This window comes from Bacillus sp. G16, from assembly GCF_021282335.1.
GTDB classification, from domain to species: domain Bacteria; phylum Bacillota; class Bacilli; order Bacillales; family Bacillaceae; genus Bacillus; species Bacillus inaquosorum.
Genome location: NZ_JAJSOZ010000008.1, coordinates 22,969 through 47,186, shown reverse-complemented (window position 1 = coordinate 47,186; position 24,218 = coordinate 22,969). Strand labels below are relative to the sequence as shown.

Below are 24,218 nucleotides of genomic sequence, written 5' to 3'. Positions count from 1 at the left end.
AGCTCAAAGGAGGGGAAATCATTGAAGATAGGCTTTATCGGCACAGGAAATATGGGTACGATCCTTATAGAATCATTTATTGAATCAAAAGCAGCCGATCCCTCAAACATAACAATTACAAACCGCACAATTGAAAAAGCGTTGCACATAAAAAACCGATACAACAGCATAAACGTAACAGAAAGTCTGGAAAAGCTTGTTTCTGAAAACGAGATGATTTTTATTTGTGTTAAGCCGCTTGATATATATCCTTTACTGGCAAGAGCGGTGCCTTATTTAAGAAAGGATCATATTCTCATTTCAATTACAAGCCCAGTTCAAACTGAACAGCTCGAACAGTATGTGCCGTGTCAAGTGGCGCGAGTGATCCCTAGTATTACGAACAGGGCGCTGGCAGGCGTTTCTCTCGTCACTTTCGGCACGAGCTGCGGAGAATCTGCAAAAATGAAAATCAATGAGCTGATGGAGCACATCTCTCAACCGCTAGAAATTGAAAGTGACATCACGAGGGTGGCATCAGATATTGTAAGCTGCGGTCCCGCTTTTATGAGCTATCTGATTCAGCGGTTTATAGATGCAGCCGTTTCGGAAACGTCAGTGTCTAAACAGGACGCTATTCTGATGTGTAAGGAAATGCTTGTCGGAATGGGAAAACTGTTAGAAACCGAATTGTATACCCTGCCTGCGTTACAGGAAAAGGTTTGCGTTAAAGGCGGTGTGACAGGAGAAGGCATTAAAGCGCTGGAAAGCGGTGTGCAGGATATGTTTCACCGGGTATTTCAAAATACTCATTTGAAATACGAGGAGGATATTTCCGCAGTGAAGAAGCAGTTTCATGTGTAAACGAGTATGTCATGCTTTTGTCTGTAATGCAAAAGCTTAAAAAAGCATTTTAAAAAACCATCGTTTTAGGAAACGATGGTTTTTGACTTCTGCGCCTTGAAAAATAGGCGTTCTGATTGTCCTGATGGCTCTGAATCCGTAAAATCAGCTGTCACATGGTGAAGCTGAAAGCCGCAGCTCTTCAGCATGTCTTCGTATTCATCCACTGGGAACGTTCTTTGTTCGTGCGTCTCATCAAAACGGTCATACGCTTCTCCGTTCCACACAAAAAACGACATGTCATGAATGACAGAAAGCTCCTCACTTCCAGCAAAGCTCTGCCAAATATAGCTGATATCTTCGTCCTGGTCAGCAAATGTGCTACCTGGAAAGACTTCGGCAATTTTATATGATGAATGAACATCAAACAGCAAAATGCCTTCAGGCTTCAACACCCGAAATACACTTTTAAAGGTTTCGATCACATCATTTTTCGTTTTTAAATAATTCAATGAGTCACAGCATATCGCAACAGCGTCAAACTGGCCGTCAAAACCGGCAATCTCTCTCATATCCTGCTGAAGAAAAAGAATCGGCTGGTTACTAGAGACCTTTTGCTGGGCGTAAGAAAGCATTTCCTCACTGAGATCAATGCCCGTGACCTCGAAGCCTTTTTCGGCAAGCCGGATTGAGATTTCTCCCGTACCGCATGCCAGATCAAGGATACGGCCTTTTTCCGGGAGAGATGCTTCAATCCACTTTGTCCATTGATCGTAAGGTGCGTGAGACATTAACTCGTCATACACGCTTGCAAAGCCTTGGTAAATCATTGGTTCATTCCAAGCTCAAGATCCGCGAGCGGAGCGTCTCCCCACAGCTTTTCTAGGTTGTAGTAGCTTCTTTCATCCTTGTGGAAGACATGGACAATCACATCGCCAAGGTCAACGAGCACCCATCTTGCTTCATCGAAGCCTTCCATCTTTTTGACTTGAATGCCGTTTTCTTCAGCCTGATCCTTGATTTCACGGGCAATCGCCTGCACCTGTTTATCTGAATTTCCGTGGCAGATCAGAAAATAATCAGCAACCAGAGATATGCCTTCCATATCCAATGCTAAAATATCCTCTGCCCGTTTATCATCGCAAGCCGCAGCTGCGATCTTTAAAATGGACTTTTGGTTCATTCACAAATTCCTCCTGTTCAGTTGCCAGACACAAGCCAGTTATACGTTAAAAATGTGTCTGGAAAAACCGGTTGATTTTTTTTCATAAGAAAAACCATTGTATTTTTGATGGATTGAATCAGCGCTTGATTCAAATCTGTCTCGCAAAGCTTACGCACCTCATCGACACCGGGAAATGCCCGGTTGGGCTCAATGTAATCGGCAACGTAAATGACTTTTTCTAAAAGTGTCATGCCAGGCCGTCCAGAGGTATGATACCTGATGGCGTCAAGAATGTCTTCATCTTGTATCCCCGCTTCTCTTTGGACCAAATAAGCGCCGACCGGAGCGTGCCACAGTTCCGGATTATGGTCCAATAATTGCGAAGGCATTTTTTCCCGTGCAATAATTTGTTTCATTTCTTCTTTCGGGCGGAATTTAGCGTAATCATGAAAGATAGCCGCTGTTTCCGCTTTTTTAGAGTCGGCTCCAAAACGCTCCGCAAGTTCGATCGCCGTGTTCATCACGCCAATTGTGTGGATATATCGGTGTTCGGTCAATTGCTGCTTAACGCAGGCAAGTGCCTCCTCACGATTCATACAAACCATTCTCCTCTACATACTTCTTCACTTTATCAGGGATTAAGTAGTCAGTGGGCTTCTTGCTTTTAAACCGTTCCCTTATCATAGTTGATGATACCTCAAATTCCGGAACGTCTGCAAAGAGAAGCGGATAAGGGGTTTCAACATGAAAACCGGGGCGCTTTACTCCAATAAATTGAATGAGGTTCAGCAGCTCGTCCAGCTTATACCATTTCGGCAAATATTCAATCATATCAGCACCGATAATAAAGAACAGCTGATCATTCGGATAACGCTGCTTCAGTAAAGAAACGGTATCAAAGGTATATGAAGGCCCTTCTCTTTCCATTTCAGCCAGCTCCAGCTTAAAGGACGGATTAGACTGAATTGCAAGCTTCAGCATCTCCACTCGGTGAAAGCTGTCCGTATAGTCTTCATCCTGTTTATGGGGCGGAATTTGATTAGGCATAAACCAAATTTCATCAAGCCCCGCCTGATACAGCACCTCATTCGCCATTAAGAGGTGACCGTTATGCGGAGGATCAAACGTGCCTCCAAAAATTCCGATTTTCTTCATTTCAACCACCTTTAAGGAAGCTCGATTTGTTTATTTTCCTTTGATTCCTTATATAACACAATTGTATTGCCGATTGTCTGCACCAATTGAGAGCGGCTTCCTTTTACGAGAGCTTCCGCAACATCGTTTTTATCCTCTTCACAATTCTGAAGAACACTGACTTTAATCAGCTCTCTCGCTTCAAGCGCCTCGGCAATTTGTTTAATCATGTTGTCGTTTACTCCGCCTTTACCTACTTGAAAAATCGGCGTTAAATGATGCGCTTTTGAACGCAAAAAACGTTTTTGTTTACCTGTTAACATTCTTTTCCTCCTAATTTTCCTATTACAATTGATCTCATTTTTTCAATATCAGGCTCTCGCCCAGTCCACAATTGAAAAGACAATGCCGCCTGTTCAACAAACATGCCTACTCCATCGAGTGTTTTCAGGCCTTTTTGGTTTGCTTGTTTTAAAAGGGCCGTCTGAATTGGATTATACACGATATCACAAACAACGGCACTGCTTGCAGCACGCTGTAATGAAAGCGGCACATCGTCCACGTTCGGGTACATGCCCACAGACGTTGTATGGATAATAACATCATACTGTTCAAGCCGCTCTTCTGCTTCTTTTATGCTTAACACTTCTTTATTATGGAACGAGGGAGTGGATTCTGTAAGCTGCTTTGCTTTTTCTAACGTCCGATTGCAGATGTCAAACTTTTTTGGGATATTACGGGCGATTGTTGTAAAGATGGCTCTTGCCGCTCCGCCCGCACCGATCATTAAGAATGACAGTTCAGAGATGGGCTTGTCCAATACCTTCATTAATGACTTTACAAAGCCTTCCCCGTCGGTATTGTATCCGACAAGCTTGTCTCCCTCTCTTCTGACCGTGTTTACGGCACCGATCACTTTTGCACTTTCATCAATATGATCCAGATAATCCATAATGGAAACCTTATGCGGAACAGTCACATTGATTCCTTGTATACCAAGTGCTCTTATTCCTTTTACCGCATCTTCCAAATCATCTTCTTCTACTTTGAAGGCATGGTAATGTCCGTCTAAACCGAGATCTTTCAATGATGCGTTATGAATATCAGGTGACATGGAATGGCCAATCGGATTTCCGATAACCCCGTACAGCTTTTTCATACTCCTCTCCCCTTTTCATTAAATTAATGAGCGCCGAACAAATACGTGAACGCCTTTTGGCGCGTAAGCAGTTACTTTTTTATCGGCATCATGCACTGTTACCCAGCCTAACCCAGAGAAAACGATATCTGTCTTTTTGTCTTTGATCGTAAACGTATGGGCCACTAATTCCGGAAACTCATCCATTTCGTCTTTTCCCGGAGGTGTGAGCAATTCCCCTGCATGCTTTTCATAAAGCGCGTCTGCATTTTCCAGCTTTGTTCTATGAATCATCAGCTCATTTGGCATATAGCAAATAAAAGGAGATCTTTCCCCGGACACATAATCAAACCTTGCAAGTCCGCCAAAATACAGTGTTTGCTGATCATTAAGCTGGAATGTGCGAGGCTTCAGCTCCTTTTTAGGAGATAATATTTTTAAATCCTTTTTATTAACATAATGCGCCATTTGATGGTGGTTGATAATTCCCGGCGTATCATAAAGCGCTGAGCCATCGTCCAGCGGGATCTCAATTGCATCAAGGGTTGTGCCCGGAAATTGGGATGTCGTAATAATATCTTCTTCACCTGACACTTCTTTAATAATCCGGTTAATAAAGGTTGACTTCCCTACATTGGTACACCCGACAACATAGACGTCTTTGCCGTTGCGGTAATGCTCAATTGCATCAATGACTTCTTTGATCCCCTGGCCGCGTCCAGCACTGACTAAGAATACGTCAACCGGTTTTAAGCCAAGCTCTTTCGCTTCACGCTTCATCCACTGGATCAGACGTTCTCTTTTCAGTGACTTAGGCAAAATATCGGCTTTATTGCCAACCAATAAGATAGGGTTTCCTCCCACCAAGCGCTGCAGCCCATTGATCCAGCTGCCGTTAAAATCAAAAATATCAACAATTTTAACAACGAGAGAATCTGTTTCCCCAATTCCATGAAGAATGTTTAAAAAATCATCATCCGTTAAGGAGACGTCTTGTATTTCATTATAGTTTTTCAGTCTGAAACAGCGCTGGCAAATCACATTTTCTTTCGTAAGCGATGCAGGCGGCGCGTATCCCAGACCTGTTTTGTCCTCGGTTTGGATTGCAACTCCGCAGCCGATACAAACAACCTTTTCCATTTCTTACTCCTCCCACTGAATGTGCCCTTTTCGTTTGAGAGCACTCAGTATTCTGCGTTCGACCTGGCGGTTAAAGCGCGTAATGAATCCGTCAGAGGAAGCGACAGGTACGACCAAAATCGTATGGTAGCCGTTTCGGTTTCCCCCGAGTACATCGGTCAGAAGCTGGTCTCCGATAACAACGCAGTCCTCTTTTTTCAGCTCCATATTGCGCACCGCTCTGTTAAAGGCTTTGCCCATCGGTTTTCTTGCTTTATAGATGAATGGGATTCCAAGCGGTTCTGAGAAAAGTTTTACTCTTCTTTCATTATTATTAGAGACAATCGTCACTTTAATGCCGTGCTCCTTCATTTCTTCGAACCACTCGATCAAACGCGGCGTCGCATTCGGTCTGTCCCACTCAACAAGCGTATTATCCAGGTCAGTAATAATTCCTTTTACATTTCGTTCCTTTAATTTCTCAGGTGTAATATGAAAAATATTTTTTACAAACTCGTCAGGTAAAAAAAACTTTTTTAACAAAACCCGCACCCTTCCCTTTTCTTTCTCTTTAAAATGATTGTCGAAAAAAATCGAACTTGCGCCTAAAGAAAAACTGAGCAAAAAAATTTCGACAAAAATTGGGTTTCTTCACCAGGTGTGGATAAAATTACACACACTATCCACTCTTATTACATCACTCTTTAGACAAATTATAAACACGATACTCACAAGTTATCCACTTTCTGGTGTGGATAACAGAACGATTGTTCTTATATGAAATTCATGGTAGATTAAAGATAACTTCAGCCTCAGAGGAACGCAACTTATCAATGTATGCGTTAAAATCATGAATGATTCCAACTTTTAAGGAGGTGTCTCTCCCATTAATTGGGTTCCTAGCATGAGAAAACTGTCTGATGAATTACTAATAGAGTCTTATTTCAAAGCCACCGAAATGAATTTAAACCGTGACTTTATCGAGTTAATTGAAAACGAAATAAAAAGAAGATCGCTCGGACATATTATTTCCGTATCTTCTTAATAGGAATTTGTCTATTTTTTCCGGGCGTATTTCCTTTTTTTACTCAGATGACTGATATTATATCACTTCGGTTACGCGCTTTACTACTGTTTTCAGCAAAAAACACCCCTAAAAAGAGGTGTTTTAAAGGGACGGTTACTATGGTAACCAATATATGCCGCCCACAACCAGGAGAACAACAACTAAAACAACGATAAAAGCGTATCCATATGCCCGACTGGCGTATGGCCAGCTGCCGAAAGGATACGAATAGGAATAACCGCTGCACATGTGAAGTGCCTCCTTTAATAAGGTTTTCTAACAGCCTATGTAGGTGAAATAAAACGGCTTAGGCCGTTGTCCGGCTCAGCGCTTCAGAACCTGCCCATCTAATATTCCTTCATATATAATCCTTGCCCCTTTAGGTGTCATATGATTGCCTGAAGGATCTATCAGACCGGATTGGATAAGCGCTTCATCAGTTGCTTTTCCGCCGTCTTCTTCTACAAAATGCTGCCAGTTGTCTACAAGAGGGACGTCCAGGCGCTTCGACACATCTCTTGTAATATCATTGTATGAGTTGTGCCATTTCCTCGCCCCGCCTTTCGGTTCAAAAGCAGCTGCTTTATATCTGGAATAGTAAAACAGGTGGTGCTTCCCGTTTCCTTCAATAATTGGGATACACGTCATCAAGATTGGCTTGATACCGTGTTTTCTGCTTTCTTTAATAAAATAAATCAGATTTTCTCTAAAACGCTGCTTTGACACTCTCGGTTTCCCCTCAGTCAGTATCGCTGCGTCATTCGTGCCGAACATAATAAACAAACACTTCGGTTTTTGATCCAGCACATCTGTCTGAAACCGCAAACGGGCATCCTCTGTCGTCTGTCCGCCAATTCCCGCATTGAGTATATCAAGCTTTCCGCGTTCAGCCGTTTTTAATATATTGACCCACTGCTGTGCTTTTGGATAATCGCGATAATCCCAATTTGAGCCTCGCGTGTTGCTGTCTCCAAATGCTACAACGTCTTCGTATTCCTTTCCATCGCATCCTGCTGTAACGAACAGCAGAAGGAAAAGGATGAAAAAATGCTTCATCTTTACACCCCCAAAAGCCTCATCTTAATGTTATACCTCTGTTCCCCTTCGTTCAACGAAGAGTTTTTTCGTTATCACTGTTTTTTTCCTATTGTTAACGTGTCCCCCTTAGTGAAAATCATTCTGCTTTCATTTCTGCATATCAGGTGATTCTTTTAAAATTCCCTTCTTCTCAATCGAAAAAACCCGCAAGCAATAGGAAAGAAAATAACCTGTATCCGCACTGGAAACAGGTTATCCTTACCCCTGCATTCACTTTAACTTCGATTTAAGCTTGGCCTTTGTTTTTGGTCCATAGATGCCGTCAGCAGTTAATCCGTTCATGAGCTGAAAACGCTTGACGGCATTTGCTGTTTTCGGTCCGTAAACTCCGTCTATCCCATTATTTTTGGCACCTTTATCAGGATAAAAATGAAGCGCGGCTAAAGCCTTTTGCAGCTGCAGGACTTTCGTGCCCTTACGATAAGGCGAAGTGAGTTTGATAATACCTGACGGCAGCGGATATGTTGGAGACGACTCTTTTGGAGGTGTATCGGAAGAAGAAATTCCGTTTATAAAAGAATTCCAGCGATCCAAGAGTTTGCGCGGACATTCTTTTCCGGACCAATTTTTGTGGGGAACGACATGTTTCAGCGGAATATTGTTTTCCTTCATTAGTTTCCGGATCAGCCACTGGGCATTTGCTATTGCTTTTTCAAAGTCGCCGTCAGCATTTTCGCAGATCTCAATCCCGATCGATTTGCGGTTCCCTGTCCCATTTGTGCCGTCGCCCGCATGCCAGCCATTTTCATCTATCGGAAGATGCTGATAGATGACTGAATCATCAACTGTAAAATGCCAGCTGACAGATGTGCTTGGATTTTTCACATAATTGGCGTGCATTTTCGCATTTGCGCCTTTTTCGGTATTTGCTGTATTATGCACCGTAATGTAAGCAGGACTCATCGCATAGCCAGGACGATTATCGTTCGATGTCGGTATAAAATCCTTTTTTATCGTTACCATTTCCATCCCTCCCTACTATTAAAAAATGCAGAAAACAGAAAGATGGACAGCCTATTTTACAAGATAAAAAAGAATTGTGTTCTCAACCTAAACATGGTTTTCAGTTGAACCGCTGAAATGACACCAGTTATACTAACTCTAGATGACGGAGGTTTTGGCTCCTGACATCATCTTAGTTGGGAGTGACCATAGAAATGTTAAAAAAGATACTAGGTATCATCATAATTATTACTATCATTGCAGTCGGTTTTTTTCAGAAAGAAGCTTGGCTTGATGCGATTAAAGCAGGAGGAATGTTTTCTGTTTTATTCAGTATGCTGCTGATTGCTGCCGATGTTTTTTTCCCAATTGTGCCGTTTGCTTTGGTTGCGGCTTTAAATGGCGCTGTGTTCGGAATGGCAAATGGGATCTGGATTACACTGACCGGCTCAATGCTTGGTACGATGATGCTGTTTTTTCTCGCCAGGTACAGCCTTAGAGATTGGGCCAGAAAAAAAGTTCAGGCCTATCCTGCCATCCAAAGCTACGAGGCTTCCTTTCACAAAAATGCTTTTACCGCTGTTTTATTAGGAAGGCTCATCCCGGTCATTCCTTCTCTTGTAATGAATGTGATATGCGGGCTGAGTCAGGTTCGCTGGCATGTTTTTTTCTTCGCGTCTTTCATAGGGAAAATCCCGAATATTGTCGTTGTCACCATTGCAGGTGCCAATTTTACCAGCAATAAATTACTGTCTTTCAGCATTTACGGAGCCTACATTCTGATCATTATGCTGATCATTTATAAAAAGTTCCCTCATCTGCTGAACGTGCAAAAAAAATAAGGTGGCCTGTTCGCCCCCTTACTTTTTTTCTGTCGCATGGCCTCCAAATTCATTTCGAAGCGCAGCGACAACCTTTCCTGTAAACGTATCGTCTGTTAAAGAACGGTATCTCATCAGTAACGACATGGCGATTACCGGAGTTGCGGTCTGCAGATCAAGCGCTGTTTCCACTGTCCATTTTCCTTCACCTGAGGAATGCATAATGCCTTTGATCTGATCCAGCTTCGCATCTTTAGAGAAAGCACGCTCAGTCAGCCCCATAAGCCAAGAGCGAATGACAGAGCCATGATTCCACACTCTGGCAACCTTTTCGTAGTCAAAATCAAATTGGCTGTTTTCAAGCACTTCGAATCCTTCACCGATTGCCGCCATCATTCCGTACTCAATGCCATTATGAATCATTTTCAAGAAATGTCCGCTCCCCGCTTCACCAGCGTAAAGATATCCGTTTCTGACGGCAGTGTCTCGAAACAGCGGCTCTACAATCTCCCATGCCTCGGGGTCACCTCCCACCATAAAACAGGCTCCATGGCGCGCGCCTTCCATTCCGCCCGACGTTCCGGCATCGAAATAATATATACCCGCTTCTTTCATTTGATTGTAGCGGCGAATCGATTCTTTATAATGAGAGTTTCCGGCTTCAATGATAATATCGCCTTTGCTTAATAAAGGTGTCACATCACGCAAAACAGCATCGACAACGCCATGCGGTACCATAACCCATAGTATACGCGGCGTGTCTAATGAAGAAATCAACTCATTTAGATTCGTTGTCCCCTCGGCCCCATATGCTTTCAGTTCATCGACAGCCGCTTGATTTACATCATATCCGACCGCTTGATGACTGCGGTCAATGAATTGCTTTCCTATGTTTATGCCCATTTTCCCTAAGCCGATTAATCCGATTTTCATGTCTGTTCCTCCCGGTTGTTTAAAAAGCCTTTATTCTTTATGTTCCCTGTGAACTGTATTGTGATACGTATAAAATGAGGCCGAAAGGATTTAACTGTCCCCTCTCCTTTGTGATTTGTATGTTCTTCCGCTTGTTTTTTTCGAAACAGCTCTAATTGCACGACTGTAAAATCAGGTGCGTTGCTTATCTTTTTGTTCCCCCATAACCGACTCTCCCTTTATATCAAAAACCATCATTTTATCCTTGATTTACCATCTATTTAAGTTAAAATATGGGGGAGAATTCGATTTATTCAGTAAAAGAAGGTGACATATTGCAGGATCAATCTCATACTCTCATTGGAGTTACGAAAACCGCTGCATCTCTTTTATACACTGCACTTGCAATCATCGGACTTACGATCGGGTATATTATCCCGCAGTTTGCGAAATGGGCATTATCCCTTCCGTGGATTCCTTTTGAAGGACCGCTTCGGCTGGTCACCTCTTTTCAGGGATCACCAGCTGCATTCATCACTGCGCTGCTTGGCATGTGTGCAGGGATTTGGTTCGCTCATTCTATTATTGCAATGCTGCTGTCTGTAAAAATTACAGATGACACAGTGGAATTAATCAAAGGAAAGAAAGTACAAACGATTCGTTCCGACGACATCGCTCTTGTGTTTATCGATCACAAACGGCTTGTCCTCCTAGGAACAGCCGGATATGAATTGGCACGAGAAGAAATTGATGAAAAACCTGAAAAGGTCGAGAAGGCCTTTAGAAAGCACAATTACGATTGGGCAGACAGTTGGGCATCGTTGTTCGAGACGAAGGCACACGCCAGTATTGGCGAAAAGCAGAAACCTATCCTCCGAACATTCAGCATCGCGAAGGATCGTAACAACAGAGGCTCAAGAAAGAGCCTCTTCTCGATTACTGCACAATAAACCGCACTCTGGTGCCGTCAGGATAACCACTCATTTGATTCCCTACCCACGAGCCGGCCCCGCGATTATCAGAAGGCGTCACATATCGGACGTCAGCTCCTGCGCCGCCTTCCTCGCAAACCGCCATTGGCCACTCATCCCGGTCATAGCCCGGCTTCGTCGGAATTCCTTTTAATGATTCCTCTCGCCTTTTGTCCGCTCCATCCCTGTCGATGGTACAAATATCAGAATGTCCCTCTGCTATCGCATCTCTAATATGATCCCCTGTTTCCGGATAACGAGACAGCGGAAAATACAACACTTTGTCATACAAAGAAGCGCTCTTGATCGGCTGCGGAACCACTAAACAAAGAAAAACTGCTGCAGCAAGAAGCAGGCCTGCCATCCATTTTTTCATTCCCATCCCCCCATACATCGTTCATTTCAATGTATGGGCGCATGATAAAGATTATTTTTAAAATTTGAAGTTGGCCTGCTGCTCACGAAAGCCAGGCTCCCCTGCGAGAAATTTCCCGGTACAGACACAGACAGCCTCCTGCTCACATACATTTACATATAGGCTTTTGCCTACATACTTTTGTGGAGGTGACGATGGTGACAGGTGTTTTCGCAGCGTTCGGCTTTGTTGTTAAAGAGCTTGTCTTTTTAGTATCTTACGTGAAAAACAATGCCTTTCCACAACCGCTCTCAAGCAGCGAGGAAAAAAAATACTTAGAGCTCATGGCTAAAGGAGATGAACATGCCAGAAACATGCTGATTGAGCATAATCTTCGCTTGGTCGCCCATATTGTGAAAAAGTTCGAAAATACAGGTGAGGATGCAGAGGACTTAATCTCCATCGGAACAATCGGGCTGATCAAAGGAATTGAAAGCTATTCCGCCGGAAAAGGGACAAAGCTGGCGACGTATGCTGCGCGGTGTATTGAAAATGAGATTGTAATTACAAAAGGGGGGTGCACACACCCCTCTTTAATACGTTTCAATATATACGGTGTCAGAATCCACAACGATAACTTCTTTCACGATAAAGTTAACAATTGTTTTTTTATCTTCAAGAGTTAAGTTATCTGCACCGATTGATTGAAAATAGTCGATGGCTCTCTTTAGAGCATTTTCACTTGAGCTTGTATCATCTAAGACTTTCATTTTTGATTGAATTTCGCTACACTTTTCAGTAAGCTGGTTTTGCTTTTTTTGCAGCTCAATAATTTGTGCTTTGATTTCATCAATATCTAAATCATCGTCATCGCTTAGGCTGATTAGCGTTAAAAGACGCTTGCGGCCTTTTTTTGTTTTCTCTATCTCTTTTTGAATAAGTTCTAATTCATCAGACAGGTGATTTGATTGTTCAATCTCTTTAAAAGAAGCATACTTTTGAGGATTTGTGATGAATTTAAAAATTTCACCCCATACATGCCGGTTCAATTTATTCTCAGACATTTCTTTTCCGCAGCCGCGATCCTTTGCGCCAGAATAATTTTTCCGGCAAGTATACACATAGTAGTCTTTACCATGTGATTTTCTTTTCTTCCCTGTCATGGTATTTCCGCATTTCCCGCATCTAACCAAACCCGATAACAAATAATTGTGGGGACTGATACTCAAGTGCTTTCTTTTGCTTTGGCCTAAAAGCTCTTGGGCGTAATCCCATTGTTCAGGTGGAATAATTGCTGGAATTGCCACAGTGATTTGCTCTTCTTCAGGTCTTATTTTAATTATAGATTTGTTCCCTGCCTGTTTTGAAACATAGGAACCCTCTGTATCATATTTATACTGTTTATGTTCACCCTTATAAGAAGAGTTCATTAATATCTGTCGAACAACCTGCCTGTGCCAGACTTTGGCACCTTTTTTTGTTTTAACCCCCATCTGAGTTAAATGTAGAGCAATACCATTTACTCTGCCGAAAAAAGGGCTTTTATGATCGGTGAAATAGTTGAAAATCATTCGAATAATTTTTGCTTCCTCTTCAAATATTTCAAGAGTTCTTTTCTCTTTAACAAATTTATAGCCATATAGTTTGGAATCTTTAATGATCATGCCTTTTTTCATTTTTTGAAGTCGGCCGCTTGATGTCCGTTCTTTGATTTTGGCTTTTTCGAATTCTGAGATTGCTCCGCGCATTGCGAAAAATAATTGACCTTCTGGAGAATTGGCGTATTCTCCATTTACAAATATCAATGGTATATTTCGCTTTCGGAGTTCATCATCAATGATAAGCTGATTCATTAATTTCCGAGAAAGACGGTCTGGATCATAACAAATGACTTGACTTATAAGTCCTTTGCTTGCATCCTCCCTTAAGCGATTCAAAGCAGGACGTTCTAAAAGCTCACCAGAAAATCCTTCATCGGCATACTTCAACACATCCTTAGTCCCTGCTTTCTTTATGCAGGCCTCGATCTGGCTGTCGATGCTCGATCCCTTGATCGCTTGTTCCTCGGTCGATACTCTTACATATATTGCTATCACCCTGGATCTCCTTCCTATAAAGTTTTATTAAATAATGATAGCAATCGTTAATGCATTTGTCAGCTTGCGGTCCCTCGATGATTTTCACCTTCATAAAATGCATCACCCCTTGGGTAATGCTATGTAATAACTGTTTGTCCTAATGAAAAGTTAATTCAAAAACCTCCTAGCAATTAGATGTATTATATTTACATTTATGGTTATTATTGATGATGAAACTAATTTAAAGGAGATATTGCAATGACAAATCATCAAGTTGTTTATACTTATCGTGCAGGAGAAAAAATCCCATTAAGAAAAGAGGCAGATCAGTTTGTTATACGTTCTCTTCCGGAAGAGGTCAAAGAAAAACTAGGTGTTACTGATGTAAAACAAGTTTCTTCCTCCTCTACAAAAGTTAATGTAAAGGCTACTGATCTAGAACCTTTAATGGAAGAGGCTAGAAAAGTTGCTCCAACTCATCATGCTTATTATGTTGCTGATACAGGATCTGAGTTTTTACCAACTGATCGCATACTTGTTACTTTCCGTACTACTCTTTCTCCTGAAAAGGTTAGTGAGTTTGCAGGTCGTTATGGCTTAATAATTAAAAAAGCCTATAGTAATCAAGATTATTTATTTCAACTAACAGATCATACCGGAATGAATCCTCTTAAATTAATAGTGAAATTAACAGAACAAGAACCACTTGTAGAAAATGCTGATCACGACTTAAATCGTCGAGTAATGAAATATGACCTGTCACTACCAACTGATTCCTCTTATTTACAACAATGGCATTTACACGGAAGATTCAGACATGCTGATTTTGATCCTCGCTCCTCTTCAATGTGTGAAGACGCTTGGAAACTCTTGAATAGTTTCGGAAGCCCAGAGGTTGTTATTGGGATTACAGATGATGGGTGTAGAATGAATCATAAGGATTTTAACTCACCTAACAAATTTGCTGGATGGGGATATTTTGAAGGTGAACAACTAATTAAAAAAAATGATGCAAGCGCAAAAATTGATAATATGTATACAAAGAGTAATGATCATGGCACTTCTTGTGCTGGAGTAGCTGCTGCAGAAGTAGATGCTGAACTGACAGTTGGTGCTGCACCTGGTTGCCGCCTATTACCAATCAAATGGGAATCAGAAGGCCCAAGCTTATATATAAGCGATAGCAAATTATTAACTGCGCTAGATTATATTTCAGATAAAGTAGATGTATTGTCTAATTCATGGGGAGGGGGACCTTTTAATTATTGGTCAATTCAAGTAGTTAATCGAATTACGGAATTGTCTATAAATGGAGGAAGACGCAAAAAAGGAATCATCTTTTTGTGGGCCGCTGGAAACGAAAACTGTCCAATCAATCATAGCGCCCCTCTTGAAGTTCCTTATACAAACGGGTGGAAATTTCATGCAGAATCTGGAACTTATAAATGGATTGGAGTTAAAACATCTAAACATTTTAGAAATAATCTAGTGGGTATACCAGGAGTCATGCATATTGCTGCTTTAGCAAGCACAGCTCAACGGAGCCATTATTCTAACTATGGTACTGGAATCTCGATTACTGCTCCTAGTAACAATATTCATGAATATTATCGTATGTCTGTAAAGGGACTTGGTATAACAACTGATATAGGTACTGATATTGTAACTACTACACCTGACTTTGGTGGAACATCTAGTGCAACACCACTTGTTGCTGGGATCGCAGCATTAGTTATTTCAGCAAACTCTGATTTAAAAGGTCTAGAAGTTATCACTATTTTAAATCGAACAGCCTCTAAAAACTTAAACATGAAAGGCTATCCTAAGACACCACCATCTGCTAGTTACGATCCAAACCCAACTTGGGACGTATCTCCAGTTGCACCTTTTGAGAAAGGAGATTTTTTAGACCTTAATGACCCTAATGGGACGTGGAGCCCTTGGTTTGGATTTGGAAAGGTTGATGCTAAAGCAGCAGTTACTATGGCGCTTCGTCTTAAAGGATCAGAGCCTACTTTAGATAAATCGACTCCTGCTATATCATCTCATAGTGAACATTTTAATAATCAAACAAGTTACTATATTGGACAAGTACACAATGGAAATTTCGAACATGTTCATTTGCAATCTTCGTTTGGTAATGAACGTTTTACAAAAATAAGTGTTGTAGCGGGGGAAATGCCCCGTGACTTTGATTTTTCTTCATATGAAGGAAAAACGATTGTTGTAAGTGGTAAACCATCTAGTGGTTGGATCTTCTCAACACAAGTTTTAGGTGAAACCAATGAAGCTGTAGCAGAAGCTGTAAAAAAATTAAATGGTGAATATTAGAAATGGAGAAGTTATGAGTTATCTAAAACCAATTCCATTTGAGGTTAAATCTATTTTAAAAAACACTTTTGAAATTCCGTTTGGTGTAAAGATAATTAAAGCACCTGATGTCTGGGAGGATAGCAATAAAGGGGCAGGTGTTGTTGTTGCTGTACTTGATAGTGGATGCCAAGTAGATCATCCTGATTTAAAAGGACGGATTATTGATACACATAACTTTGTAGACAAAAATAATTTAAAGGATGTTAATGATTTGACTGGACACGGTACTCATGTAGCCGGAACTATTGGTGCCGTGATTGATGGAAAAGGTGTTGTTGGAGTAGCTCCAGAGGTGAGATTACTTATTTGTAAAGTCGTAAAGAGGATTACAGAGGGTCCCGCAAAAGGGAGGCTAATTGCAGATTATTTTGATATGGTTAATGCTATTGAGTACTGTATTAAATGGAGAGGAACTAAACAGGAAAAAGTACGTATCATCTCAATGTCATTAAGTGGTGAAGAAAAGCCACCGGAACAGCTACATGAAGTTATTCAAAAAGCTGTTCAACATAATATCCTGGTCATTTGTGCTGCAGGAAATAAAGGCGATGCAAATGAAAAAACAAATGAAGTTGGTTACCCTGCTTACTATAAAGAAGTAGTATGCGTAGGATCAGTGAATCCTTTTAAGAAATTAAGTAAGTTTACAAATACAAATAATCAAATTGACTTAGTCGCTCCCGGAGAAGAAGTACTATCAACATACCCGAAAAATAGCTATGCAACACTTAGAGGAACATCAATGGCAACTCCCCACGTAGCGGGAGCTGCCGCTCTGATTATTAATCAATATGAAAAGAAACTCGGAAAAATTATTACTGAACAAGAACTCTATAATGAGTTAATAAAGCGTACCGTTCCCCTTGGATATAGCAAAGAAGCAGAAGGACATGGTTTTCTAACTTTAACAAAAGGATGACCTACATAGGTCATCCTTTTTCTTATGTTAATTCACGGTCTAAAATTAAATCATCCATACTGCTAATAGGATGTGCTTCAGGTGTTTGTATGTTTTCTCTTTTCGTTAAATTGCTTTCAAAATACAACAAAGGATTTGCCCGATACAGGCGATTCTCAAATTCAATTCCTGTCATCTCACTGATAGAATTTAAGGGAACTTGATAAGTTTCTAGTGGCTTAAACTCTCTTCCCCTGTTATCGTACCAGAAATCATCTTGTTTTATTACAAAAGCTACAGATCGTAATTTCTTTTTCAAGTCGACGAAAAACATAACTTTCCAAAAACCCGCAGGAATTTGAATACCACAGCTTAAATTTTGATTCTCACCACAATAAGGACGGTCATTCATAGTAAAAATAGGACCTGTAAAAACAGACAATTTGTTAAGCATATTATCATTATAATTCAACATCCATTCCTCTATATCGTTCCAAATTTTCGTATTTATTTCGCAATGTTGAAGAACAATATTTGCCCAGCAGAATGAATCATAATTTCCCGCTTTCGCTTCATCCCATGTACCCCAACATACATCACGTCTTCTAACCATATGACCTCGGTCCCACGGATTGTTACGATATAGTTCGTTTCCTACTTGATTTTCTTTACCTATCCGAAGATCAAAATGCCAGTCATCATTATCTCGTTCGATGTCTTTTAAAAGGTTTTTATCAACATTATTTGCACCATAAATCAGAAATCGGCGTTTTTTATTCATCACTAATGAGAAATTTGTAAAATTAAAAATTTCACCGTCATTTAGTGATTCTTCTTATGTTTTTCCAACTAATCTTGGGGGATTAATTATATAATCTTCACCTAAAAAATTGATATTATAGCCTTTACCCATACTCACTTTAATAATCGCCCTCCTAAAAAGTGTAATCAAAATATCGACCAACAATTATTGTTGTTTTAATTCAATTTCCTATTCGTTAACATTAACCTTTTTAATTTTGTGTTTTAAGTAGTGAAATGAGAAAAAGGTCAGCTGATTTTACAGTTCAACCAAAATTATTATTGCGGTCTCACCGAAAATTTAAATTGCGGTGCCCTATTGCCTTTTTCTGCGAACAAAAACTTGTTAATATTTACAGTACTAGTAGAGTTAAGGGAAGGGTGAATATCTTGATATCAATCACATCAGCTGAAGTGGGAATGAAAATTAATGAATGGCATAGGCATATACAAAAATTCAACGTTACTGATGCTGAAATGTTAAAGGCAGAAATAGAACGTGATATAGAGGTTATGGAAGAAGATCAAGACTTGCTTATTTATTATCAATTAATGGCCTTTCGCCATAAAATCATGTTGGAATACACGCTGCCATCCGATGAAAACCGAATGGAACTTTCAGAATATTTAAAGAAAATCGAAGGACATAAGAAAAAACTAGACAATATGCGGGCATATTATTATAACTTCTTCCGCGGGATGTATGAGTTTAGAAACGGTAAATACACAAAGGCCATTACATATTACAAAAAAGCTGAACGCAAAATTCCAACGATCTCCGACAAGATTGAAAAAGCTGAGTTTTATTTTAAGTTATCCGAAGTCTATTATCATATGAAAATGACTCATATCTCAATGCACTACGCTGAACTATCATACAACATCTATAAAAAACATGAACTTTATTCTGTTCGGCGTATTCAGTGCCATTTTGTCATTGCCGGTAACTACGATGACCTTGAAAACCATGAAAAAGCTCTCCCCCACCTTCAAGAAGCTTTAAAAGGTGCCGAGCTGCTTAAAAGTAAAAATATTCACATCTATGCCACTGCATTTTTCAATCTCGGCAACTGCTATCACAAAATGGACAACCTAAATAAGGCTGCACGTTACATCGAACAAGCCTTGGTTCAATACAGAAAAATAAACTCTGACGTACTTCCACAGGCCTATCATGACCTAGCGTTGATTTATTTTAAACAAGGCAAAAAAGAACAAGCAATGGATTGCTTCCGCAAAGGAATTAGAAGTGCTGTAGATTTTAAAGACGAACTTTTTATGAACTTATTTGAAGCATTAGACGTTCTTTATATAAGAAATGGTGATACACCTAAACTCCTCAACATTTTTTCTCGTTTAGAGAATGGCAAAGGATACCCTTATCTGGAAGAGCTGGCATTGTTAGGAGGCAACCTTTTCGATTATAATGGAAAAATAGAGGATAGTATCATCTGTTTCAAGAAGATGGTATATGCTCAAAAGCAAATATCGAAAGGGGAATGCATGTATGAAATCTAAATTGTTTATCAGTTTATCCGCCGTTTTAATTGGACTTGCCTTTTTCGGATCTATATCTAATGGCGAAATGAAGGAAGCATCCCGGAATGTAACTCTCGCACCTACTCATGAATTCCTTGTTTGATTCGATAAACAACGTTAGTTCTAATTCCCTTTAGCCGTTTCATAACGGCTTTTTCTTATTTTAGCCATGAAAAGCATTTCACAAAAGCTGGTCAAACCCCAAAAACTAGATCAAAAGACACAGATCGAATGATTCATTTCCACCCTTTGATCCACATAACACTTAGTTTCATCATTCTTCCATGGTAATATTTTGTTATATGATTAAATGAAAGGGTATGATTATGAAAGTCTTTGAAGCTAAAACACTTATGTCTGAAGCTACAGACCGCGCCAAAGAATATAAAGAACTAAGGACGCAAATGGTCAACTTGAGAAAAGCTTTACAAAGCGTTGCTGAACTTGACGACAGCGAATTCTCAGGTAAAGGCGCTAATAACATTAAAGCATTCTATCACGATCATGTTGGTGTAACTGATCAATGGATCGACTACATTGACATGAAGATCGCGTTTTTTAATAGCATTGCCGGGGCTGTCGAGGACAAAGGTCTCTCTGATGCTTATATTGAAGAATCTTTTTTAGAACATGAACTGGCTAACGCCCATAAAAAATCAAAGTCCATCATGTCTGAACAGAAAAAAGCCATGAAAGATATTCTAAACGATATCGACGACATCCTCCCGCTCGACTTGTTTTCAACAGAAACCTTCAAGGATGAGCTTGCAGATGCCAATGATAAACGCAAAAAAACAATTGAAAAACTAGGTGACCTTGACGAAGATTTACTGACAGAATATGCTATGTCAGAACCAAATGAACAATTCATCAAGTCAGACTTCCAAAAGCTCCAAGAAGCAACGGGCAAAGGCAAAAACGCTACACCCATTCACTACAACGCCAAGGCGTACCGTGAGAGTGATATACATAAGAAAAAAGGCGATATTGAGAAGCGAACGGAAGCTTATTTGACGATTAAGAAAGAGGAAGCGAAGGAACGCGAGATAAAAGACTTAAAGAAAAAGCTTGCGAATGGTGTCTCAGATCCGGATGAGTATTTAGAAATTGCGAAGAAGATCGGGTATGAGAACCTTGAACCTGCACAGTTACAGTATGTGGTGCAGCTAGAACAAGCAAAACAGCTGAAGTCCGTCGGTGAAAGTGTAATCAATGCGGGTAAAACGGCATTGGATATCATCGATGGGGTTAATGATGGGCTTAACGATGCGATTGATGATACGATATATGGCATCAAGGACTTGGTTGTAGGCGCATGGGAATTTTCACAGCTCCCTATGGAACTAAAACTTGCAAAAACAATCACAACAGTCTTAAGTGTCCCCTCCTACCCTAAAATAATTTGGACAAACATCGTCGATTCATGGAATGATAAAATGATAAATGGCAATGCATATACAAGAGCACATTATATCAGTTATGCGGTCGGTAATATCGTTGGTCCAAAAGGTGCAGGTGCTGCAGTGCAAACCACTACTAAGCTCTCAAAAGTGGGTAAAGTGGTTGAAGGTGGAACAGCCGCTTCTCATGTGAATAAAGGAATTACAAAAGGAAACAACCTTATTAATCCCTTTTTTAAAAACAGATATGAACCTGCACTTGTAGGAATTGCACAAGATATTGAGAATACTCATAACGTTAAAAACACACCACTGTTAAAAAGTATAATTGAAGAAGAAAAAAATAATGCTTTTCACAAAATAAATGTTACTTTTAGGCAAGGATATGATACCCATTTAGTTGAGGTAGAAGATATAGTTAGAAAGAAAAATAAAGGAATTGTCGGCGGTCACAATCTACAGAATTTTGAAAAGGCATTTATTGATAAAGGTTGGGATTTAGAGAGTTGTATAATTTCAAAAAGAGAACACCCCACAATTGATGGTATCTATGAAATTGAATATGGTTTACCTGCATTAGATAGAGAAGGAAATATCAAACCTGGAGAACTAAAAAAAGTCCGTACTCCAAAGACAGTTTATGATCCCGAGAAGATCTCAAACGAACAAATGTTGCAGTGGGGAGAAGAAGCAATGAAAAATGGAGAAGTAGTCGGGAGAAAAGTAACTGGATACGCTAAAAATGGTCTCAAGTTTGAAGGTTATATTGATGAAGCTACTGGAGAAATAACAAATTTTTTCCCTACCTTAAATGATTAAATAATTCGGAGTGAAAGTGAAATGGATAATAAAAACAAAGACTTAATCAACTATTTTTTTCAAGTTATGGGTGATGAACGTTTTTTACGCATTTTAGAGAAATTCTCCAACGGAGAGGGTTATGGAATAGAGAATGTCTGGTGTGTATTTGCTGATGACTACGAAGAGTGGGAAGAAGATTATTTTGGAGATGAGGGTATAGCTTTTTATTTCGATTACCCAGCAGTCGAGGAAGATGAAGAAGTCATATTAGATTACGAAAATTTCTATAAATATTTAAATGAATTTGTTAGGGAATATGTAGAACGACACCCAGAAAATAAACCCGAGGTAGAGAACTACATGAAAAGAATTAAGGAAAAGTATGATATTAAGGTATAAATAAAACTTCATATCCGTTATATAAATAATAATCTTTAAGGGAAATAACATATGAAATATCCATACAAATTTGAAGAAGATCCATTTGGTGATGTAGGAATAGTATTGCCAGAAGAAATCAGTATTTTCTCTGATTTCATTGAAAACATCGCTACAGAAGAACAAGCCAACGAGTATATAGATTACATTGAGAAGGTTTCAGAAGGGATATAGATTGAGTTAAATGCTACAAGTGTGCTCATCAAGAAAGATGTGACAATTGTTGAAAACTCTTTTAGGGTAGAAGAACCCTATGAAAACTCAATTGAAACCGATCAATTTAGAGAATTGCTATTAATATGGCGAGATAAGATTCCAGATATATTTAAAGGTTGAATAAAATTAAAACCCTTCTTACATAAAGAAGGGTTTTACATATCGAGGCGGAGATACCATATGGTTGAATGGGATTTCGGAGAGCATCCTGTTAGTAACGAGGAAATTATTGAAGTAGAAAACCTGTTACAAGTAAAGTTCCCAAAAGATTATTTAGAATATGTCAAAATCTATTCTGGCGCTACCCCCTCTCCTGAAACTTTTGATCTTGAAGATAGGGAAAAAATTGCATTCGGATACTTACATAGCTTCCATAAAGAAAGTGAGTCATATATAGTTAACGTTTCTAATCGTTATCGAGACGGCAGAATGCCAGATAAAGTAATACCGATTGCTGATGACGTGTTTGGCAATGAAATCTGCTTCGATTATCGTCTGAACAAAGAGAATCCGTCCGTAGTTTTCTGGGATCACGAGATTGCATATGAAGATCCTGATAAAGCTTTGAGTCATATATGTGATTCTTTTACAGAGTTGGTTAATAAACTATACGAGGAATAAACGGATAAAGCCTTTCTCCTTCTTTTTGAGGAGAAAGGATCTTTTTATGTAACACAAGGGATAACTCTCCCACCTGGTGAGAATTAGCGCTAATTGATAGACATATCGGTAAGACTGATGAAAAGTTATTACAGAGACTACAGAAAAACAAGAAGATACGTGCCTCTTCTAGTTTCATTGATAGGCCAACTGCAGAAAGAGTTGCTAATGAAAAAGAAAGACCGGGAAAAGCGAACAAGAAATACGCGAGGCTACAAAAAGCCTGATCCGCAAAGGTGCTGTTTCATGGGATAAAGAAAAGAAAATATGGATTATTTAAAAAAGCCCTTCTCATATTGAGTTGGGCTTATTGAGGATAATAATTTTATCTTTCCTCAATAGGATTGTGTTTTGTTGCTTTCAACCCTGTTATCACTTTTTTGATGATCCTTAGTAATACATAAACCATCAGAACGGCGATTAAATAATTAACAACGTTAAACTCTGTCTTTATAAATTCTGTTGGAGTAAATAACAAAAACCTATTTCCTACAAATCCATCATAACTACGATAAATCACAAATTGAATAGGGAAACCGAGAGCATACCCCAATTCTGAAACCTTCTCATAGGGTATTACAAAAATCGAAATAAGTGGAACTAGAAAGCTTATCAAACCTAACTTGTATTTTTTCAATCGGTTTTTCATGCAATCACTCCCTTCCCCTTATATGTTACCCGGCAATTATAACATATCCAAATAAATAAATTTATTGAAAAATATAAATCTTTTGGTTTTTTATGGATTTCGGGACTTTCATATGTTTTAATTGGTTTGTAAGAACTAAATTGAATGGAGGTTGAAAGTATGAAAAGGATTTTAGTCTTAGTCATTGCCCTTGGCTTGGCTTTGGTACCTTTTGCTTCAGCCAACGCAGAATCCACAACAAAAGAGATTGCTGAAACAAGGAACCAAGTGGAAGAGTTACAAAAGGACCTTGGTTTTGAATTAGTGGATGTCTCAAGTGAAGAATTTTCAAGTGTATCTAAAAAGGATTTTTTGAAGTTTGACTCAGTTCAGGATTTTGAAGAGTTTATTAAAGATGCCCAACAACCACAAGAGTTTGAAGAGACTATTAACGTTAGTGAAGATACTCCCCTAATAAAACCACAAGTGAGTGACTCACATGTTATCAATTGGTGGGCGCCTTTTACAGGTTGGGGTATGACAGGGATGGCTTGCTGGAAAAATATCGCGTTTAATTATCAATATAAATTTGTAAATAAAAAGCCTCAGTTCACCAAAGTGTCAGGTATTAACTCTTATGTTACTGGCCTTAACGTAGCTTGGTGGAAACAAACTGGGAAGAGCTATAACATTACTAAAAAGAAAACAACTAATGATACTGCAAAAATTAAGGTTGTAGGGGCTATGGTTCTCGGTATAGACATTAAAGGATTTACGATTGGAGCTAAAATCGGACAAACTTGGAACGGTAGTTTGACTTTATATTAAAAGCAAAAAGGGGTA

At 39.6% G+C, this 24,218-nt stretch carries 27 protein-coding genes and 4 pseudogenes; 15 read left to right on the top strand and 16 right to left on the bottom strand.

The genetic code is table 11. From position 1 onward, the window contains the following. Positions 1-21: 21 nt before the first annotated feature. Complete coding sequence (comER, locus tag LWH95_RS12095) at positions 22-843, top strand: late competence protein ComER (RefSeq protein ID WP_232919671.1); 822 nt, start codon at positions 22-24, stop codon at positions 841-843. A 65-nt stretch (positions 844-908) separates the two neighbouring features. Here comER and LWH95_RS12090 read toward each other — a convergent pair whose 3' ends face one another. Genes LWH95_RS12090 through LWH95_RS12055 form a run of 8 tightly spaced genes read right to left on the bottom strand, consistent with a single transcriptional unit; the run spans position 909 to position 5,921 of the window. After that, the gene (locus tag LWH95_RS12090; RefSeq protein WP_232919670.1) at positions 909-1,652 is read right to left on the bottom strand and encodes a class I SAM-dependent DNA methyltransferase; all 744 of its coding nucleotides are present in this window, start codon (positions 1,650-1,652) and stop codon (positions 909-911) included. After that, the gene (gene rsfS / locus LWH95_RS12085) at positions 1,649-2,005 is read right to left on the bottom strand and encodes a ribosome silencing factor (RefSeq protein WP_003237112.1); all 357 of its coding nucleotides are present in this window, start codon (positions 2,003-2,005) and stop codon (positions 1,649-1,651) included. Before rsfS ends, LWH95_RS12090 begins: the two co-directional genes overlap by 4 nt. Before the next feature lie 17 nt (positions 2,006-2,022). Then, entirely contained in the window at positions 2,023-2,583 is a 561-nt protein-coding gene (yqeK, locus tag LWH95_RS12080) for a bis(5'-nucleosyl)-tetraphosphatase (symmetrical) YqeK (RefSeq protein WP_232919669.1), read from the bottom strand. Further along, entirely contained in the window at positions 2,573-3,142 is a 570-nt protein-coding gene (locus LWH95_RS12075) for a nicotinate-nucleotide adenylyltransferase (RefSeq protein ID WP_019258940.1), read from the bottom strand. The genes yqeK and LWH95_RS12075 overlap by 11 nt, the downstream gene beginning before the upstream one ends. An 11-nt stretch (positions 3,143-3,153) precedes the next feature. Continuing rightward, a complete protein-coding gene (yhbY, locus tag LWH95_RS12070) occupies positions 3,154-3,444 on the bottom strand; it encodes a ribosome assembly RNA-binding protein YhbY (RefSeq protein WP_003226133.1) in 291 nt (96 codons plus the stop codon). Continuing rightward, positions 3,438-4,280, bottom strand: coding sequence for a shikimate dehydrogenase (gene aroE / locus LWH95_RS12065; RefSeq protein WP_060399063.1), 843 nt, complete (start codon positions 4,278-4,280; stop codon positions 3,438-3,440). The genes yhbY and aroE overlap by 7 nt, the downstream gene beginning before the upstream one ends. Positions 4,281-4,298: 18 nt before the next feature. Beyond that, the gene (gene yqeH / locus LWH95_RS12060; RefSeq protein WP_003237122.1) at positions 4,299-5,399 is read right to left on the bottom strand and encodes a ribosome biogenesis GTPase YqeH; all 1,101 of its coding nucleotides are present in this window, start codon (positions 5,397-5,399) and stop codon (positions 4,299-4,301) included. Positions 5,400-5,402: 3 nt separating this feature from the next. Further along, positions 5,403-5,921 carry a YqeG family HAD IIIA-type phosphatase gene (locus LWH95_RS12055; protein WP_003226126.1) on the bottom strand — a complete coding sequence of 173 codons (519 nt, stop codon included), beginning with the start codon at positions 5,919-5,921 and terminating at the stop codon, positions 5,403-5,405. A gap of 361 nt (positions 5,922-6,282) precedes the next feature. Between LWH95_RS12055 and LWH95_RS12050 the strand changes: the two genes are divergently transcribed. Continuing rightward, entirely contained in the window at positions 6,283-6,423 is a 141-nt protein-coding gene (locus LWH95_RS12050; RefSeq protein ID WP_003226124.1) for a sporulation histidine kinase inhibitor Sda, read from the top strand. 345 nt (positions 6,424-6,768) lie between these two features. On the opposite strand, the gene LWH95_RS12045 is transcribed toward LWH95_RS12050, so the two are convergent. Beyond that, the gene (locus LWH95_RS12045) at positions 6,769-7,500 is read right to left on the bottom strand and encodes an SGNH/GDSL hydrolase family protein (RefSeq protein ID WP_148982002.1); all 732 of its coding nucleotides are present in this window, start codon (positions 7,498-7,500) and stop codon (positions 6,769-6,771) included. Positions 7,501-7,752: 252 nt separating this feature from the next. Beyond that, positions 7,753-8,505, bottom strand: coding sequence for a peptidoglycan recognition protein family protein (locus LWH95_RS12040; protein WP_232919668.1), 753 nt, complete (start codon positions 8,503-8,505; stop codon positions 7,753-7,755). A 194-nt stretch (positions 8,506-8,699) separates the two neighbouring features. On the opposite strand from LWH95_RS12040, the gene LWH95_RS12035 reads away from it, so the two are divergent. Next, positions 8,700-9,326 (top strand): TVP38/TMEM64 family protein, encoded by a 627-nt coding sequence (locus tag LWH95_RS12035; protein ID WP_003237129.1) that lies wholly within the window; start codon positions 8,700-8,702, stop codon positions 9,324-9,326. 18 nt (positions 9,327-9,344) lie between these two features. Here LWH95_RS12035 and gnd read toward each other — a convergent pair whose 3' ends face one another. Continuing rightward, positions 9,345-10,238 carry a phosphogluconate dehydrogenase (NAD(+)-dependent, decarboxylating) gene (gene gnd / locus LWH95_RS12030; RefSeq protein WP_232919667.1) on the bottom strand — a complete coding sequence of 298 codons (894 nt, stop codon included), beginning with the start codon at positions 10,236-10,238 and terminating at the stop codon, positions 9,345-9,347. 311 nt (positions 10,239-10,549) lie between these two features. On the opposite strand from gnd, the pseudogene LWH95_RS12025 reads away from it, so the two are divergent. Then, positions 10,550-11,121 (top strand): annotated as a pseudogene (locus tag LWH95_RS12025) (YqeB family protein). A 32-nt stretch (positions 11,122-11,153) separates the two neighbouring features. Here the strand turns inward: LWH95_RS12025 and LWH95_RS12020 are convergent. Further along, positions 11,154-11,564 (bottom strand): NucA/NucB deoxyribonuclease domain-containing protein, encoded by a 411-nt coding sequence (locus tag LWH95_RS12020; RefSeq protein ID WP_003237136.1) that lies wholly within the window; start codon positions 11,562-11,564, stop codon positions 11,154-11,156. Between the two features lie 194 nt (positions 11,565-11,758). On the opposite strand from LWH95_RS12020, the pseudogene LWH95_RS12015 reads away from it, so the two are divergent. After that, positions 11,759-12,109, top strand: a pseudogene (locus tag LWH95_RS12015) (sigma-70 family RNA polymerase sigma factor); the annotation flags it as partial. A 27-nt stretch (positions 12,110-12,136) separates the two neighbouring features. Here the strand turns inward: LWH95_RS12015 and spoIVCA are convergent. Together spoIVCA and LWH95_RS21725 are read right to left on the bottom strand one after the other, a co-directional pair. Further along, a complete protein-coding gene (gene spoIVCA, locus LWH95_RS12010) occupies positions 12,137-13,597 on the bottom strand; it encodes a site-specific DNA recombinase SpoIVCA (RefSeq protein WP_232919719.1) in 1,461 nt (486 codons plus the stop codon). Then, positions 13,555-13,733 (bottom strand): annotated as a pseudogene (locus tag LWH95_RS21725) (hypothetical protein). The gene spoIVCA and the pseudogene LWH95_RS21725 overlap by 43 nt, the downstream one beginning before the upstream one ends. Positions 13,734-13,879: 146 nt before the next feature. On the opposite strand from LWH95_RS21725, the gene LWH95_RS12000 reads away from it, so the two are divergent. Next, entirely contained in the window at positions 13,880-15,952 is a 2,073-nt protein-coding gene (locus LWH95_RS12000) for a S8 family serine peptidase (RefSeq protein WP_232919666.1), read from the top strand. Positions 15,953-15,965: 13 nt separating this feature from the next. After that, positions 15,966-16,913 carry a S8 family peptidase gene (locus tag LWH95_RS11995; RefSeq protein WP_225045804.1) on the top strand — a complete coding sequence of 316 codons (948 nt, stop codon included), beginning with the start codon at positions 15,966-15,968 and terminating at the stop codon, positions 16,911-16,913. 22 nt (positions 16,914-16,935) lie between these two features. Here LWH95_RS11995 and LWH95_RS11990 read toward each other — a convergent pair whose 3' ends face one another. After that, positions 16,936-17,703 (bottom strand): DNA/RNA non-specific endonuclease, encoded by a 768-nt coding sequence (locus LWH95_RS11990; protein ID WP_332880191.1) that lies wholly within the window; start codon positions 17,701-17,703, stop codon positions 16,936-16,938. Between the two features lie 380 nt (positions 17,704-18,083). Between LWH95_RS11990 and rapE the strand changes: the two genes are divergently transcribed. The 7 genes and pseudogenes from rapE (at position 18,084) to LWH95_RS11955 (ending at position 22,974) form a co-directional block, all read left to right on the top strand. Further along, a complete protein-coding gene (gene rapE, locus LWH95_RS11985; protein ID WP_232919664.1) occupies positions 18,084-19,211 on the top strand; it encodes a response regulator aspartate phosphatase RapE in 1,128 nt (375 codons plus the stop codon). Beyond that, entirely contained in the window at positions 19,201-19,335 is a 135-nt protein-coding gene (gene phrE / locus LWH95_RS11980) for a phosphatase RapE inhibitor PhrE (RefSeq protein WP_101169556.1), read from the top strand. The genes rapE and phrE overlap by 11 nt, the downstream gene beginning before the upstream one ends. A 223-nt stretch (positions 19,336-19,558) precedes the next feature. Then, positions 19,559-21,451, top strand: coding sequence for a T7SS effector LXG polymorphic toxin (locus LWH95_RS11975; RefSeq protein WP_232919663.1), 1,893 nt, complete (start codon positions 19,559-19,561; stop codon positions 21,449-21,451). 21 nt (positions 21,452-21,472) lie between these two features. Continuing rightward, entirely contained in the window at positions 21,473-21,832 is a 360-nt protein-coding gene (gene cdiI, locus LWH95_RS11970; protein WP_040082462.1) for a ribonuclease toxin immunity protein CdiI, read from the top strand. A gap of 51 nt (positions 21,833-21,883) precedes the next feature. Continuing rightward, positions 21,884-22,207 (top strand): annotated as a pseudogene (locus LWH95_RS11965) (tRNA-Val4). A 60-nt stretch (positions 22,208-22,267) separates the two neighbouring features. Next, positions 22,268-22,708, top strand: coding sequence for an SMI1/KNR4 family protein (locus tag LWH95_RS11960; RefSeq protein WP_232919662.1), 441 nt, complete (start codon positions 22,268-22,270; stop codon positions 22,706-22,708). A gap of 92 nt (positions 22,709-22,800) precedes the next feature. Then, on the top strand, positions 22,801-22,974 hold the full coding sequence (locus tag LWH95_RS11955; RefSeq protein ID WP_326353974.1) for an RNase A-like domain-containing protein: 174 nt from the start codon (positions 22,801-22,803) through the stop codon (positions 22,972-22,974). Between the two features lie 98 nt (positions 22,975-23,072). On the opposite strand, the gene LWH95_RS11950 is transcribed toward LWH95_RS11955, so the two are convergent. Continuing rightward, positions 23,073-23,396: a hypothetical protein gene (locus LWH95_RS11950; RefSeq protein WP_039076474.1), complete on the bottom strand. Its 324-nt coding sequence runs from the start codon at positions 23,394-23,396 to the stop codon at positions 23,073-23,075. A gap of 159 nt (positions 23,397-23,555) precedes the next feature. On the opposite strand from LWH95_RS11950, the gene LWH95_RS11945 reads away from it, so the two are divergent. Then, the gene (locus LWH95_RS11945) at positions 23,556-24,203 is read left to right on the top strand and encodes a hypothetical protein (protein ID WP_041054790.1); all 648 of its coding nucleotides are present in this window, start codon (positions 23,556-23,558) and stop codon (positions 24,201-24,203) included. Positions 24,204-24,218: the final 15 nt, after the last annotated feature.